This is a genomic window from Ochrobactrum sp. PL_is501, from assembly GCF_055816895.1.
Genome location: NZ_JBVPGR010000031.1, coordinates 108,614 through 122,260 on the forward strand (window position 1 = coordinate 108,614; position 13,647 = coordinate 122,260).

The window sequence follows — 13,647 nt, forward strand, 5'->3', positions numbered from 1 at the left end:
GAGAAAAACATGCGTGAAAACAAAAACTTAAAGCGTGTCGCGTGAGAAGCTGAAATGGCTGGTCTGGGCGTAAATCTCGCCCGGACGCAATATTGCCTGCGGGAAATACGGATATTCCAGCGATCCGGGCCATATCTGCGGCTCCAGGCAGAATCCTGCATGTTTTCCGTAGGGTTTGCCCGTGAGGCCTATGCAATCATTGGCCATCGTATTGCCAGCATAGAACTGAACACCCGGCTCTGTCGTTGAAATATCGAGGCGAATGCCGGAACGCGCGCCCTTCACCGACGCACATGGACGCAATGGTCCCCGCGCCGCCGCGAGGCAGAAATTGCTGTCATATTGGACCTGATGGCCGTTCTCCTCGAAGCGAATCGGGCGAAACTCCCTGAAATCATATGGCGTCCCTTTGACCGGCAGAACGCGTCCGTCCGGAATGAGAGCCTCGTCGACCGGCATATAGGCATCTGCCTCGATTTTAAGCTGGTGGTCGAGAATATCGCCCTCGCCGCCGTCATCGAGATTGAAGTAGCTGTGATGCAGCAGGTTGCAGACAGTCGGCTTGTCGGTCACAGCCTCCAGCCGCACGATCAGCGCTCCCTCCTCGTTGAGCATGTAGGTGCAGCTTACATTCAGATTGCCGGGAAAGCCCATTTCGCCATCCGCGGCCACCGTTGCAAGCGTCACGAAATCCGGGCCTGTCGCGGTTATCGTCCAGACACGATTGCCCAATCCCTTGCTGCCGCCATGCAGGTTATGGCGATCCTGAAAATTCGGCTCCACCTCATAGGTCGTTCCGTCCAGTTCAAACCGGGCATTGCGGATGCGGTTGGCCGAACGGCCTGCAATCGCCCCCAGATGCGGCGAATGCGCCGGATAATCGGCAAAGTCGCGATAACCGATCACAAGCGGGGCTGCGTGGCCTTCCATGCGCAAATCCTGAATGGCCGCGCCCCAGCTTATGATCTTGGCCGTCAGCGGGCCGTTGGAGATAGTGAGCCGGTGAACCGCCTGCCCGTCCGGTGCATATCCAAAGATTTCCGAATTCACGTTTGCCCGCCTGTAAATGATGCAGCGTTGAGATGCCCATGAATCCGCATCCATGCGCGGGGCGCAAGATGCATGATGATCAAATAATGATTTTGAACAAAACTTGATCGAACAGAATAACCGATGCATTTCGGGCTGTTTTCCCGCTGCAAACTGATGTTATGATGATGCTCAAACTATTGATTATTATGGCTAAAGACTAATTTAGAGGCTTTTCAAATGAAGTCGAATTTCCAGAAAGTCATGCCTTATGTTTTTAGTGAAGAAGGCGGCTATGTCGACAACCCCGCCGACCCCGGCGGCGCAACCAATATGGGCATCACCATCGCAACCCTGTCTGCGTGGGAAGGGCATCGCGTATCGCCTGAAGACGTAAAGAACCTGACAGAGGCGACCGCCACGAAAATCTATCAGGCGCAATTCTGGAACAAGATCGACGGCGACAGCCTGCCTTCCGGCATCGACTACGCAGTGTTCGACTTTGCAGTCAATTCAGGTCCCGGACGCGCGGCAAAGATGCTGCAAGGCGTTCTGGGCGTACCGGAGGATGGCGTGATTGGCGCAAAGACGGTTGCGGCTGCGAACATGCGGCCCGCCGGCGATATCATCAATGCCTTGTGCGATGCCCGCGCAACCTGGCTGAAAGGCCTGTCGACGGCATCGACCTTCGGAAAAGGCTGGCTCGCCCGTGTCGAGCGGGTACGCTCGCGCGCGCTGGCGCTCGCCGACAAATCGCCGGTCCCACGCCCGGTCGCCGTCATGAACGAGGTCGCACCGAAAGCCCGCCAGGGCGATACGGCCTTCACATCTGCCTTGATGCATCCGGAAGCCCTGGGCACAATGGGCAGCGTCGCATCGGGCCTCGCGGCGATTGTATCCGGGAATGGCCCGGTGCAATATGCGCTTGCGATCATCATGATCGCCTGCGCTGCCGTAGGTCTATGGTACTTTATCAGGCGGGTCAGAAGCGAACCCTGACGGCATCGCAACAACCGGGCTTTGAGAATATTTCCAAAACAAGAGTTTGCCTTTATGTTGCGCTTCGCATGTTGCGCGCCTTATATGCGCATTCGAAAGCCCGGTGCTTGTGAAAGTAATATGACTTTCCCTATCACCGGAAAAACGCTAGACACGCGCAAACAGTCAGATGCGTGCCATCTGTGGCACCGCCATGAATAAAGGAATCGAAACTTGTCCTCTACTTTTGACAAAGTCGCCGACATCATCGCCGAAACCAGTGAAATCGACCGTGACACCATCACGCCTGATAGCCACACCATCGACGATCTGGGCATCGACAGCCTCGACTTCCTCGACATCGTCTTCGCTATCGACAAGGCTTTCGGCATCAAGATTCCGCTTGAGCAGTGGACCCAGGAAGTGAACGAAGGCAAGGTTCCTACTGAGGAATATTTCGTTCTCAAGAACCTCTGCGCAAAAATCGACGAGCTGGTTGCAGCCAAGAAGGCCTGAGCCAGAGCATAATATGACGGTATTCAAGGGTGGGCAGAAATGTTCGCCCTGATTCCGTTTCTGGAGCAGTTTCAGCAGCACGGGCAGAACGCAACTCATGCAGAACAATAAAGTCGTCATCACAGGCATCGGCATTCTTTCTTCGCTCGGCGAAGGGATAGACGTGCATTGGAACGCTTTCTCGAAGGCTGGCAGTGAACCGCGTCTCGAAAAGCAAGCCTTTGCGCCCTATACGGTTCATCCGCTCGGCGAAGTGGACTGGAGCCTGCAAATTCCAAAGCGCGGCGACCAGCGCCAGATGGAAACCTGGCAGCGCCTCGGCACTTACGCTGCCGGGCTGGCGCTTCAGGATGCGGGCATGAAGGATGACGAGGCGCTCTGCGCGACCATGGATATGGTCGTCGGAGCCGGTGGCGGCGAGCGCGATATTACCGTCGACATGCAGATTCTGGATGAAGGCCGCACCCGCAATGATCGCGGCGTCATGCTGAACGAGAAACTCTCGACCGAACTGCGCCCGACCCTGTTTCTGGCGCAGCTTTCCAACCTGCTCGCAGGCAATATTTCCATCGTGCACAAGGTTACGGGTTCCTCGCGTACCTTCATGGGCGAAGAAGGTTCCGGCCTTTCGGCCATCGAGACCGCAGCCGCACGCATCCGCACCGGCCAGAGCACCCACGCACTGGTTGGCGGCTCCTACAATGCCGAACATTTCGACATGATTCTCGGCCATGAGCTTGGCGGCCTGCTCAAGCATGACGGCTGGGCTCCGCTATGGAGCCGCGACGGTTCGGCAGGCGGCGGCATGGTTTCCGGTTCCGGCGGCGTGTTCCTCGTTCTGGAAAGCGCCGATCACGCCGCAAAGCGTGGCGCGCGCGCCTATGCGGAAGTGACCGGGATTGAAAGCGCACAGATCCGCCGCGACAATGCCGACCTTGCCAACACGATCCGCGAACTCGTGCTTGCTGCCAATGACGGCAAGGAACCGTCCTATGTTGTTTCCGGCGCTTCCGGCGCGCATGAAGCGACCGGCGCGGAGAAAACCGCACTGGACGCCCTGTCGGCAGCCTATCGCGGCATTTCCGGCTTGACCGGCCACATGCGCGAGGCGCAGTTCCCGCTGGCGCTGGCGCTTGCAGCCATTTCCGTCTGGAAGGGCGAGGCTTTCGCGCCGCTGGATGCTTCCGAAAAGGACGCCAGTGGCCCGATCAGCGAAGCAATTGTCACCATCGTCGGCGCCACGCGTGCCGAAGGCGCAGCAAAGCTGGTGAGAGTGTAAGATGACGAAATATACAGACCATCTCGGCCGTCCCATTGTCGCCATCACCGGCGCTGGCGTGGTTTCCTCGCTCGGTCAGGGCAAGGAAGACAACTGGGCTGCATTGACCAGCGGGAAATCGGGCATCCACACCATCACCCGCTTTCCGACCGACAATCTCAATACGCGCTTTTCCGGCACGGTCGATTTCCTGCCTGAAAGCGATGTGGGCGCATCGGCGCTTTCCGAAGCGCTGGCCCGGCTCGCTGGCGAGGAAGCCCTCGCCCAGTCCGGCCTTTCATCGACCGATTTCGGCGGCCCGCTGTTTCTCGCGGCTCCCCCGGTCGAACTCGATTGGAAAAGCCGCTTTGCGCTTGATGCAACCGTGAAGAATGAAGGCCCGGCCAGCTATCAGCTTCTGCTGGAGGCCTGCCGTCGCGCGCGTCAGGACGACCTCTTCAACACCACCCAGTTTGGCTATATCGCCGAACGCCTGTCGGAAGCTTTCGGCACGCGCGGCCTGCCGATCACGCTGTCGACGGCGTGTGCCTCGGGCGCAACCGCGATCCAGCTCGGCGTGGAAGCCATCCGTCGCGGCGAAAGCGACCGGGTTCTCTCTATCGGAACCGACGGTTCCGTCTCTGCCGAAGCGCTGATCCGCTTCTCGCTGCTGTCGGCCCTTTCCACCCAGAACGATAAGCCGGAAAAGGCTTCCAAGCCCTTCTCCAAGGATCGCGACGGCTTTGCCATGTCGGAGGGTTCTGGCGCTCTGGTGATGGAATCGCTGGAAAGCGCGGTTGCGCGTGGCGCCAAGGTTCTGGGCATTCTTGCCGGTTGCGGCGAAAAGGCCGATGATTTCCACCGCACCCGTTCCAAGCCGGATGCCTCGCCTGCCATCGGCACGGTGCGCGCCGCCCTTGCGGATGCCGGTCTCACCGAAGACCAGATTTCCTACATCAACGCCCACGGCACCTCGACGCCGGAAAACGACAAGATGGAATATCTGGCGCTTTCGTCCGTATTCGCCGACAAGCTGGCCTCCATTCCGGTTTCCTCCAACAAGTCGATGATCGGCCATACGCTGACCGCAGCGGGCGCCATCGAAGCCGTCTTCTCGCTTCTGACGATCCAGACAGGCACGCTGCCGCCGACCATCAATTACGACAATCCGGACCCCGCTATTCCGCTTGATGTCGTGCCGAATGTGAAGCGTCAGGCGGAGGTTTCTGCCGTGCTTTCCAACTCGTTTGGTTTCGGCGGACAGAATACGAGCCTTGTTTTGGCGGCAAATCCGAATTAATCGGTCCGGCAAATACGAATTTTCCCATGATCCCGGACGGTTCGCCGTTTCCGGGATTATGTCTTGAAAAGGATTACTTCATGCGCGCCTTGCAGCTTCTCGATGACCGCCGCCTTGAAATCACCGATATCACACCGCCGCCCGCCCCCGGCATCGGCGAGGTGACCGTGCGGATCAAGGCCGTCGCGCTCAACCACATCGACGTGTGGGGCTGGCGCGGCATGGCATTTGCCAAGCGCAAGATGCCGCTGGTTATCGGTGCGGAAGCCTCCGGTATCGTCGATGCTGTCGGCCCCGGCGTTTCCAACCTCCTGCCCGGCCAGCTTGTTTCGATCTATGGTGCGCGCACCTGCGGCCTTTGCCGCGCCTGCCGCGAAGGCCGTGACAATCTGTGCGAGCATGTCGGCGGCGTGCATGGTTTCCATCTCGACGGCTTTGCCTGCGAAGCGGTGAACTTGCCTGCCCGCCTGCTCGTTCCCGCCCCTCCCGGCGTGGACGCCATCGGCGCAGCTGTCGCGCCTGTTACCTTCGGCACGGTGGAACATATGCTGTTCGACAATGCCAAGCTTGAGCCCGGCGAAACCGTGCTCGTTCAGGCTGGCGGCTCCGGCATCGGCACGGCGGCGATCCAGCTTGCCAAGAAGATGGGCTGCACGGTCATCACCACTGTCGGCTCCGACGACAAGATCGAGAAAGCCAAGGCGCTTGGTGCCGATCACGTCATCAATTACCGCGAAGACCGCTTCGAAGGTGTGGTGCGCAAGCTCACCAAGAAAAAGGGCGTGGACGTGGTGTTCGAGCATGTGGGCGCGGACACCTGGGCGGGTTCGATGCTGTGCATGAAGCGCGGCGCGCGTCTCGTCACCTGCGGCTCGACCTCAGGCGTTTCCACCAACATGAACCTGATGCAGCTCTTCCAGCAGCAGCTCAAGATTTTCGGCTCCTTCGGTTGCCGCATGGAAAACATGGCCGACGCCATGCAGAAAATGGCGCGTGGCATCGTGCATCCGGTCATCGACACTGTGGTCGGCTTCAACGATATCGACACGGCGCTGAAGCGCATGGAAGGCCGCGACGTCTTCGGCAAGATCATTCTTGAGATCGACTGAGCCGCAATTCCATGATGTTCAAGCTGAAACTTTTGCTCTTCCGCTGGACCCGCAAGCTGAAGCAGTTCAACTACTGGCTCTGGGCACAGGCCGTATTTCTGCTGCTCGGCCTGCTGCGCCTGTTCCCGGCGAAGGCAGCGATCAGCTTTTCGGCAAAGGTGGCCCGTCTGGTCGGGCCGCTGACGCCACGCCACAAGGTGGCGACCGATAATCTGCGTCAGGCATATCCAGAGAAAAGCGACGCTGAAATCGAGGATATCGCCCGCGAAATGTGGGATTCGATGGCGCGCCTCTTCGCGGAATATATCTTCCTCGATGCGGTCTTCGATTTCGATCCCCATGCAACCACGCCGGGGCTGGTCGAAGTGGAAGGCATTCCGATTTTCGAGCGCCTGCGCGACGAGAAGAAGCCGCATATCTTCTTTACCGCCCATACCGGCAATTTCGAGCTTCTGCCGATCTGTGCCGCCACCTTTGGCCTCAATGTCACGGCCCTCTTTCGTCCGCCGAACAATCCCTATATCGCCGACAAGGTGCTGAAGGCGCGCCGCACCAATATGGGCCATCTGGTTCCGTCGAAAGCCGGTGCGGCATGGTCGCTTGCGCATATCCTCGATGAAGGCGGCAATGTCGGCATGCTGGTGGACCAGAAGTTCCGTCGCGGCGTGCCTTCCACTTTCTTCAATCGTCCGGTGAAGACCAATCCGCTATTGGCCAAGCTTGCGCGCCAATATGATTGCGACGTCTATCCGGCGCGCTGCATCCGCCTTCCCGGCGGACGTTATCGCCTCGAACTCTACGAGCGCATGGAATTGCCGCGCGACGACAAGGGCGAGATCGATGTAGCCGCAACCGCGCAGCTTCTGAACGATACCGTGGAAACATGGGTGCGCGAATATCCCGGCCAGTGGATGTGGTTCCACAAGCGCTGGGGATAGGATTCTCGCCCCTCATGTGCTAGGGGCTGGCCAAAGTTACGGAGATCACATATGCGCCCCATCGCCATCGCCCCGTCCATCCTTTCCGCCGATTTCGCCCGCCTTGGTGAAGAAGTCGACGCCGTGCTGGAAGCCGGTGCCGACTGGGTGCATATCGACGTCATGGACGGGCATTTTGTGCCGAACATCACTTTCGGCCCGCAAGTGGTGAAAGCGATCCGTCCGCGCACCAAGGCATTCTTCGATGCGCATCTGATGATTGCGCCTTGCGATCCCTATCTGGCGCCGTTTGCCGATGCCGGTTGCGATCTCATCACAATTCATGCGGAAGCCGGTCCGCACACGCACCGCTCGCTGCAATCGATCCGCGCCCTCGGCAAGAAGGCCGGTCTGGCTTTGAACCCCGCAACGCCTGCCGAAGCGCTGACCAACGTCATCGAAGATGTCGATCTCGTCCTCGTCATGACCGTCAATCCCGGCTTTGGCGGCCAGAAATTCATTGCCCCGATGCTCGACAAGATCAAGCGCGTCCGCGAAATGGTCGGCGACCGCCCTATCGACATTGAAGTCGATGGCGGCATCACGCCTGAAACCGCAGGCTCGGTCGTTGCCGCTGGCGCCAACATTCTTGTGGCCGGCTCGGCTGTCTACAAGGGCAATTCGGTCGAGAGCTACCGCGCCAATATCGATGCCATTCGTGCCGCAGCCGAAGCTGCGCGCAACCGTTAAACTCACACGTCTACAGGATACGCCCATGATCCCGCGCTATTCCCGGCCTGAAATGGTCGCCATCTGGTCGCCAGAAACGAAATTTCGCATCTGGTTCGAGATCGAAGCCTATGCCTGCGAGGCGCTGGCGCAACTGGGCGTCATTCCAAAGGACGCGGCAAAGACCATCTGGGAAAAGGGCAGCGTGGCGAAATTCGACGTCGCCCGCATCGACGAGATCGAAGCCGTCACCAAGCATGACGTCATCGCCTTCCTGACGCATCTGGCCGAATTCATCGGCCCGGACAGCCGTTTTGTGCATCAGGGCATGACCTCATCGGACGTGCTCGATACCACGCTCAACGTCCAGCTCGTACGCGCTGCCGATCTGCTGCTCGCCGACATAGACCGCGTGCTGGAAGCCCTGAAGAAGCGCGCTTTCGAGCATAAGGATACGGTTCGCATTGGTCGCAGCCATGGCATCCATGCAGAACCGACGACGATGGGCCTCACCTTTGCGCGTTTCTATGCGGAGATGGCGCGTGGCCGCGCCCGCCTCGTTGCGGCCCGTGCGGAAATCGCAACAGGCGCTATTTCCGGCGCTGTCGGCACTTTCGCCAATATCGACCCGCGTGTGGAAGAATATGTCTGCGCCAAGCTTGGCCTTGAGGCGGAACCTGTCTCGACACAGGTCATCCCGCGCGACCGCCACGCCATGTTCTTCGCAACGCTCGGCGTCATCGCCTCCTCGATGGAAAACATCGCCATCGAAATCCGCCACATGCAGCGCACCGAAGTTCTGGAAGCAGAAGAATTCTTCTCGCCGGGCCAGAAGGGTTCGTCCGCCATGCCGCACAAGCGCAATCCGGTCCTGACCGAAAACCTGACCGGCCTTGCCCGTCTGGTGCGCATGTCGGTAACACCTGCCATGGAAAACGTGGCCCTCTGGCACGAACGCGATATCTCCCATTCGAGCGTCGAACGCGCCATTGGCCCGGACACCACCATCACGCTCGACTTCGCGCTCAATCGTCTGGCTGGCGTGATCGAAAAGCTGGTGATCTACCCGGACAACATGCTGAAAAACATGAACAAGTTCCGTGGCCTGGTGCATTCGCAGCGCGTGCTTCTGGCGCTGACGCAGGCAGGCGTTTCGCGTGAAGACGCTTATCGTCTCGTGCAGCGCAATGCCATGAAGGTCTGGGAACAGGGCGCCGACTTCCTTGAAGAACTGCTGGCCGACACGGAAGTGCGCGCAGCGCTTTCCGAAGAACATATCCGCGAAAAATTCGATCTCGGCTACCACACCAAGCATGTGGATACGATTTTCAAACGCGTCTTCGGTTGAGATTTCGGCTCTGGCGGGCTGCAAATGGCGTCTTGAGTTTTGCAGTCGCATAATCTGATCCGAAAAGTCTGCAACTTTTCGAGATTATGCGAAGCTTCCGGTGCTCACGTCGTTTTCTCTGACGCATAGCCTTATCCGAAAAGTCTACAACTTTTCGGGGCTATGCTTGGGAGTACGCTCCGCTTCGGTTCTCGAAACCCACCATTTTCGCCACGCCATAACCAAAATCTGGACCGCGCCCCTTTGAGGGCCTCATAAATTGAATCCGAAAAAAGCCCCATGTTTTTGAAAACATGGGGCTTTTTATTATCCATAATGGCGTAGCTTTTATGCTTTGGTCTTGATCGTATTGACCACATTGCCCCACGGATCGACGAATGTGCTGTTGTCGCCGCCGCGCGTATCCTCCAGCTCGACCCACGCAAGGCCAGTGCGATCCATATCGCGTTTTCCCGCACCGGCGCTCTGCCAGGCATTGGCTGCGATATGGTGGTGATAGCGCCCGGTGGACATGAAAACCGCCCGGTCGCCATAGGTCTGAACGGTTTCGAGGCCGAGTTCATTGTGCCAGAAGGTTTCGGCTTCATGGGCATTACCAACGCGCAGGTGAACATGGCCCACGACCGTGTTCTGCGGCGCAAAGGTCCATTCTCCGCCTTCCTGCTTGATGACATCCAGCAAATTGCCGACATCAAGCGGATCGGTGCTCATGGCCACGCGATCGCCATTCCATTGCCATTGGTCGTGCGGACGGTCGGTATAGATTTCGATGCCGTTGCCTTCGGGGTCGGTCAGATAGATGGCTTCGCTCACCTTGTGATCCGACGCGCCGCTGACCGGCAGTTGTTTATCGATGGCGCGGCGCGACCAGCGCGCAAGGTCTCCTCGCGTGGGCAGCAAAAACGCGGTGTGATAAAGACCGGCGCTGCGCGGATCATCCGGCTTGGCGGCTGAAAACTGCTCTATTTCCATCAGTTCGCGGTCGCCTGCACCAAGTACAATCGATGCGCCGCGGCGGGTCATTTCTCGCAAGCCGACGACGTCACGATAATATTCAGCCAGCGTTTCAGCATCGCGCGCCTTGAGGCCGACGCGCGCCACACGCATTGGCGTGGTCATTGCGAAAGGAAGCGGAGCGACCGGGCGTTCGGTTTCGACTGCCGTTGCTCTCAGTTGCTGTGTCATGTCGCCCTCCTTCGACGGCATTTCTGCGCGAACAGGAAGAATGTGGGCCATGACAGCAGTCCCGGCAGCGCCGAGGACCTTACGTCTGCTGATTGCCATGCCATTGACTCCGTCGCGTTTCAAATCTGGTCCGGAGCGCATTTCGATCTGATTGGGATCATGTCCGAACTCTAACTGTTGGCGCGCATCTTGTTCCGAAAACCGTTTCACACTTTTCGGGATGCGCCCTAAACATCACCATTTGGAGCGTGTTTCACAAGATCGCGATCAGCGAACAGGCTGTTCATCATTCACATGCCTTCTATGCGTTGCACGCGATACGCGCCGCTTGAAGAAGTCACAAAGCCTCTCTAAATGGGGAGCCATGAAAGTCAAAGACGCAGATATCCTCATCATCCCCGGCTATACCAATTCCGGCCCCGATCACTGGCAGACCCGCTGGGAGAGCAAACTCTCGACGGCGCGGCGCGTACAGCAGGCCGAATGGACCAAGCCAGTTCGTGAAGACTGGATCGGTGAAGTGGTAAAGGCCGCCAATGCCGCCACCAGGCCGATTGTTCTGGTTGCGCATTCGCTGGGTGTCGCCACTGCCGTTCATGCGCTGCCGCATATCCAGCACAAGATTGCGGGCGCGTTTTTTGTTGCGCCGCCGGATGTTTCCAATGACAAGATCAGGCCCAAACACCTGATGACGTTCGGTCCCTACCCGCGTGACCCCCTGCCGTTCCCGACGATCACCGTTGTCAGCCGCAACGATCCCTTCTCCAGCTTTGAAGCCGCGGAAGATGTCGTGAAGGACTGGGGCGCGATGCTGATCGATGCCGGCGAATCCGGACATATCAATTCGGAATCCGGTCATGGCCCATGGCCGGAAGGCTCGATGGTATTTGCCGAGTTCATGACGCAGCTACAGCCGCCCAAGCACCACTGATCTTTGTGCAAATTGCATGAAAAAGGCGGGCCCCGAGCCCGCCTTTTCCGTCTTGTCTATTACGACGAGTTTAATCGCGAACCGCTTTTGTCAGCGTTTCGGCTGCGAGGCGGATATAGCCGCCATCATTGCTGAGCGTCAGGAAGCGGAAGCCAAGCGGAATGTAGCGGCGCGCAAATTCCGCAGTCGGCGAATAGATGCCTGCAAACTTGCCAGCCGCAATTGCCTTGCGCGCAATATTGCCGATCGGCTCCACAATCGCATCCGAATGTGGATTGGCCTCGCGTCCATTGCTCCAGGCGATGGAGAAATCCGCCGGTCCTACGAAAACGCCATCGATGCCGCGCACGTCCAGAATGGCATCCAGCGCATCATAGGCGTCTCGCGTTTCGATCATCGCGAAAGCAAGTGTGTCGTGATTTGCGGTCGTCAGATAATCGTTGGAACCCGGCGTGCCGTAATCCGCATTGGCCCGGAACACGCCCCATGAACGCTCGCCCACCGGCGGATATTTCATGGCGGCTGCAAACCGGCGCGCATCCTCGACCGAATTGATCATCGGGGCGATGACCGCCTGCGCGCCGAAATCCAGCGCGCGGCTTGCCATGTCGAAACGGCCGACGGGAATGCGCACGACGGGCGGCTTGCCCGCATTCAGGATAAGGCCCAGCGAGCGAAGCACGCTCGCCTCATCGTGGCCGCCATGCTGCATGTCGAGCGTTACGGCGTCGAAAGCGCTATGGGCGAGAATTTCGACCGTCAGGGGTTCAGGAAGGGAGGACCATGCGGAAAGCACTGTTTCCCCGGCGCGAAGGCGCGACGACAACGACATTCGAATTTCCTTCATTTCATAAGCTCAGGGCGGAAATGCCACCGGCACATCCGCCCTGAATTATTCATCAATCCTGCTTCACCTGACGAATGGCTTCCTCAAGGAAAGCGAACATCTTCTCGCGGATTGCTTCATCGGCTACGCTGACATTGGCAGCATCGAAGTCGGCACGGATCTTGCGGAAAACATCCTCGTCACCGGCTTCCTCGAAGTCGGCGGCAACGACTTCCTTGGCATAGGCTTCCGCCTCCGCATCCTTCTTGCCAAGCTGGTCTGCGGCCCAGAGTCCCAGAAGCTTGTTGCGGCGTGCCTCCGCCTTGAAGCGCAGTTCCGCATCAAGCGCGAATTTCTTTTCAAAAGCGTCGCGGCGATCATCCATGCCAGTGGTCATTCCTAAAGCTCCCAGACTTACAAGTTAGAAGAGATCGTCATCCGTTCTCTTGCCTAAAGCTGGCAAGGGGCGCAAGATTATACAAGGGCTTAAAGACTACTTTCTTGCGACTCATACGTAAACTTGCGTCAGAAACGCCGAAAACGGGGGAACGGGCACAAAGCAGGATTGTTAAAAGCCCACAATTGCTATAGGTAGCCCGCGAGAATAGCGGCTGAGAGCCGATCACCATAAATATGGAAATCCGAGAAAAGCCATGAACCGTCGCCGCCGTATTTACGAGGGCAAGGCCAAGATTCTTTACGAAGGCCCTGAACCCGGTACGTTAGTCCAATTCTTCAAAGATGATGCAACTGCCTTCAATGCAAAGAAGCATGAAGTCATCGACGGAAAAGGCGTGCTGAACAACCGCATTTCCGAACATATCTTCACCCAGCTCAACCGCATCGGCATTCCGACGCACTTCATCCGCCGCCTCAACATGCGTGAGCAGCTGATCAAGGAAGTGGAAATCATTCCGCTTGAAGTGGTTGTGCGCAATGTGGCCGCCGGTTCGCTGGCCAAGCGCCTTGGCCTGGAAGAAGGCACCATCCTGCCGCGCTCGATCATCGAGTTCTATTACAAGGCCGACGCGCTCGATGACCCGATGGTCACCGAAGAGCATATCACGGCTTTCGGCTGGGCAAGCCCGCCGGAAATCGACGACATCATGGCGCTCGCCATTCGCGTCAACGACTTCCTCACCGGCCTGTTCCTCGGCATCGGCATCCAGCTTGTCGACTTCAAGATGGAATGCGGTCGCCTGTGGGAAGGCGACATGATGCGCATCGTCGTCGCCGACGAGATTTCGCCGGATTCAGCTCGTCTTTGGGATATCACCACCAATGACAAGCTCGACAAGGACCGTTTCCGCCGCGATATGGGCGGGCTGGTCGAGGCCTATCAGGAAGTTGCGCGCCGTCTCGGCATCATGAACGAGAACGACACGCCGCGCCCATCCGGCCCAACGCTCGTGAAATAATATCCGCCCAGCCCGGAAGGGCATGATCCCGAAAGGTCGACACGGTTTTTCGGACCAGATCATGCCAAAACAACCCTTCCGGGCTGTTTCATTCGTTCTAAAA

Annotated in this window: 14 protein-coding genes; 10 read left to right on the forward strand and 4 right to left on the reverse strand. The window is 58.3% G+C overall.

What is annotated here, in order from left to right; all coding sequences use genetic code 11:
* Window positions 1–27 precede the first annotated feature (27 nt).
* Window positions 28–1,050 (reverse strand): aldose epimerase family protein, encoded by a 1,023-nt coding sequence (locus AC0TOF_RS06300; RefSeq protein ID WP_473767576.1) that lies wholly within the window; start codon window positions 1,048–1,050, stop codon window positions 28–30.
* Between the two features lie 219 nt (window positions 1,051–1,269).
* Between AC0TOF_RS06300 and AC0TOF_RS06305 the strand changes: the two genes are divergently transcribed.
* From AC0TOF_RS06305 to purB, 8 genes are all read left to right on the forward strand, one after another.
* Window positions 1,270–2,028 (forward strand): glycoside hydrolase family 108 protein, encoded by a 759-nt coding sequence (locus AC0TOF_RS06305; RefSeq protein WP_473767577.1) that lies wholly within the window; start codon window positions 1,270–1,272, stop codon window positions 2,026–2,028.
* A gap of 213 nt (window positions 2,029–2,241) precedes the next feature.
* On the forward strand, window positions 2,242–2,523 hold the full coding sequence (locus AC0TOF_RS06310; protein WP_121982570.1) for an acyl carrier protein: 282 nt from the start codon (window positions 2,242–2,244) through the stop codon (window positions 2,521–2,523).
* Window positions 2,524–2,620: 97 nt separating this feature from the next.
* A complete protein-coding gene (locus AC0TOF_RS06315) occupies window positions 2,621–3,802 on the forward strand; it encodes a beta-ketoacyl-ACP synthase (protein WP_473767578.1) in 1,182 nt (393 codons plus the stop codon).
* 1 nt (window position 3,803) lies between these two features.
* The gene (locus AC0TOF_RS06320) at window positions 3,804–5,081 is read left to right on the forward strand and encodes a beta-ketoacyl-ACP synthase (protein ID WP_473767579.1); all 1,278 of its coding nucleotides are present in this window, start codon (window positions 3,804–3,806) and stop codon (window positions 5,079–5,081) included.
* Window positions 5,082–5,161: 80 nt separating this feature from the next.
* Entirely contained in the window at window positions 5,162–6,190 is a 1,029-nt protein-coding gene (locus tag AC0TOF_RS06325) for a zinc-binding dehydrogenase (RefSeq protein ID WP_122000248.1), read from the forward strand.
* 11 nt (window positions 6,191–6,201) lie between these two features.
* The gene (locus AC0TOF_RS06330) at window positions 6,202–7,128 is read left to right on the forward strand and encodes a lipid A biosynthesis lauroyl acyltransferase (RefSeq protein WP_176023230.1); all 927 of its coding nucleotides are present in this window, start codon (window positions 6,202–6,204) and stop codon (window positions 7,126–7,128) included.
* Between the two features lie 51 nt (window positions 7,129–7,179).
* A complete protein-coding gene (gene rpe, locus AC0TOF_RS06335) occupies window positions 7,180–7,857 on the forward strand; it encodes a ribulose-phosphate 3-epimerase (protein WP_112587914.1) in 678 nt (225 codons plus the stop codon).
* Window positions 7,858–7,882: 25 nt separating this feature from the next.
* A complete protein-coding gene (gene purB, locus AC0TOF_RS06340; protein WP_473767580.1) occupies window positions 7,883–9,184 on the forward strand; it encodes an adenylosuccinate lyase in 1,302 nt (433 codons plus the stop codon).
* A gap of 327 nt (window positions 9,185–9,511) precedes the next feature.
* On the opposite strand, the gene AC0TOF_RS06345 is transcribed toward purB, so the two are convergent.
* A complete protein-coding gene (locus AC0TOF_RS06345) occupies window positions 9,512–10,468 on the reverse strand; it encodes a VOC family protein (protein ID WP_473767581.1) in 957 nt (318 codons plus the stop codon).
* A gap of 265 nt (window positions 10,469–10,733) precedes the next feature.
* On the opposite strand from AC0TOF_RS06345, the gene AC0TOF_RS06350 reads away from it, so the two are divergent.
* Window positions 10,734–11,300 carry an alpha/beta hydrolase gene (locus AC0TOF_RS06350; RefSeq protein ID WP_473767582.1) on the forward strand — a complete coding sequence of 189 codons (567 nt, stop codon included), beginning with the start codon at window positions 10,734–10,736 and terminating at the stop codon, window positions 11,298–11,300.
* 70 nt (window positions 11,301–11,370) lie between these two features.
* Here the strand turns inward: AC0TOF_RS06350 and AC0TOF_RS06355 are convergent, their stop codons facing one another.
* Both AC0TOF_RS06355 and AC0TOF_RS06360 read right to left on the reverse strand, forming a co-directional pair.
* Window positions 11,371–12,138: an HpcH/HpaI aldolase family protein gene (locus AC0TOF_RS06355; protein WP_473767672.1), complete on the reverse strand. Its 768-nt coding sequence runs from the start codon at window positions 12,136–12,138 to the stop codon at window positions 11,371–11,373.
* Between the two features lie 61 nt (window positions 12,139–12,199).
* Window positions 12,200–12,523 carry a DUF1476 domain-containing protein gene (locus AC0TOF_RS06360; RefSeq protein WP_121982563.1) on the reverse strand — a complete coding sequence of 108 codons (324 nt, stop codon included), beginning with the start codon at window positions 12,521–12,523 and terminating at the stop codon, window positions 12,200–12,202.
* A gap of 256 nt (window positions 12,524–12,779) precedes the next feature.
* On the opposite strand from AC0TOF_RS06360, the gene purC reads away from it, so the two are divergent.
* The gene (gene purC / locus AC0TOF_RS06365) at window positions 12,780–13,544 is read left to right on the forward strand and encodes a phosphoribosylaminoimidazolesuccinocarboxamide synthase (protein ID WP_122000138.1); all 765 of its coding nucleotides are present in this window, start codon (window positions 12,780–12,782) and stop codon (window positions 13,542–13,544) included.
* The last annotated feature ends 103 nt before the right edge of the window (window positions 13,545–13,647 follow it).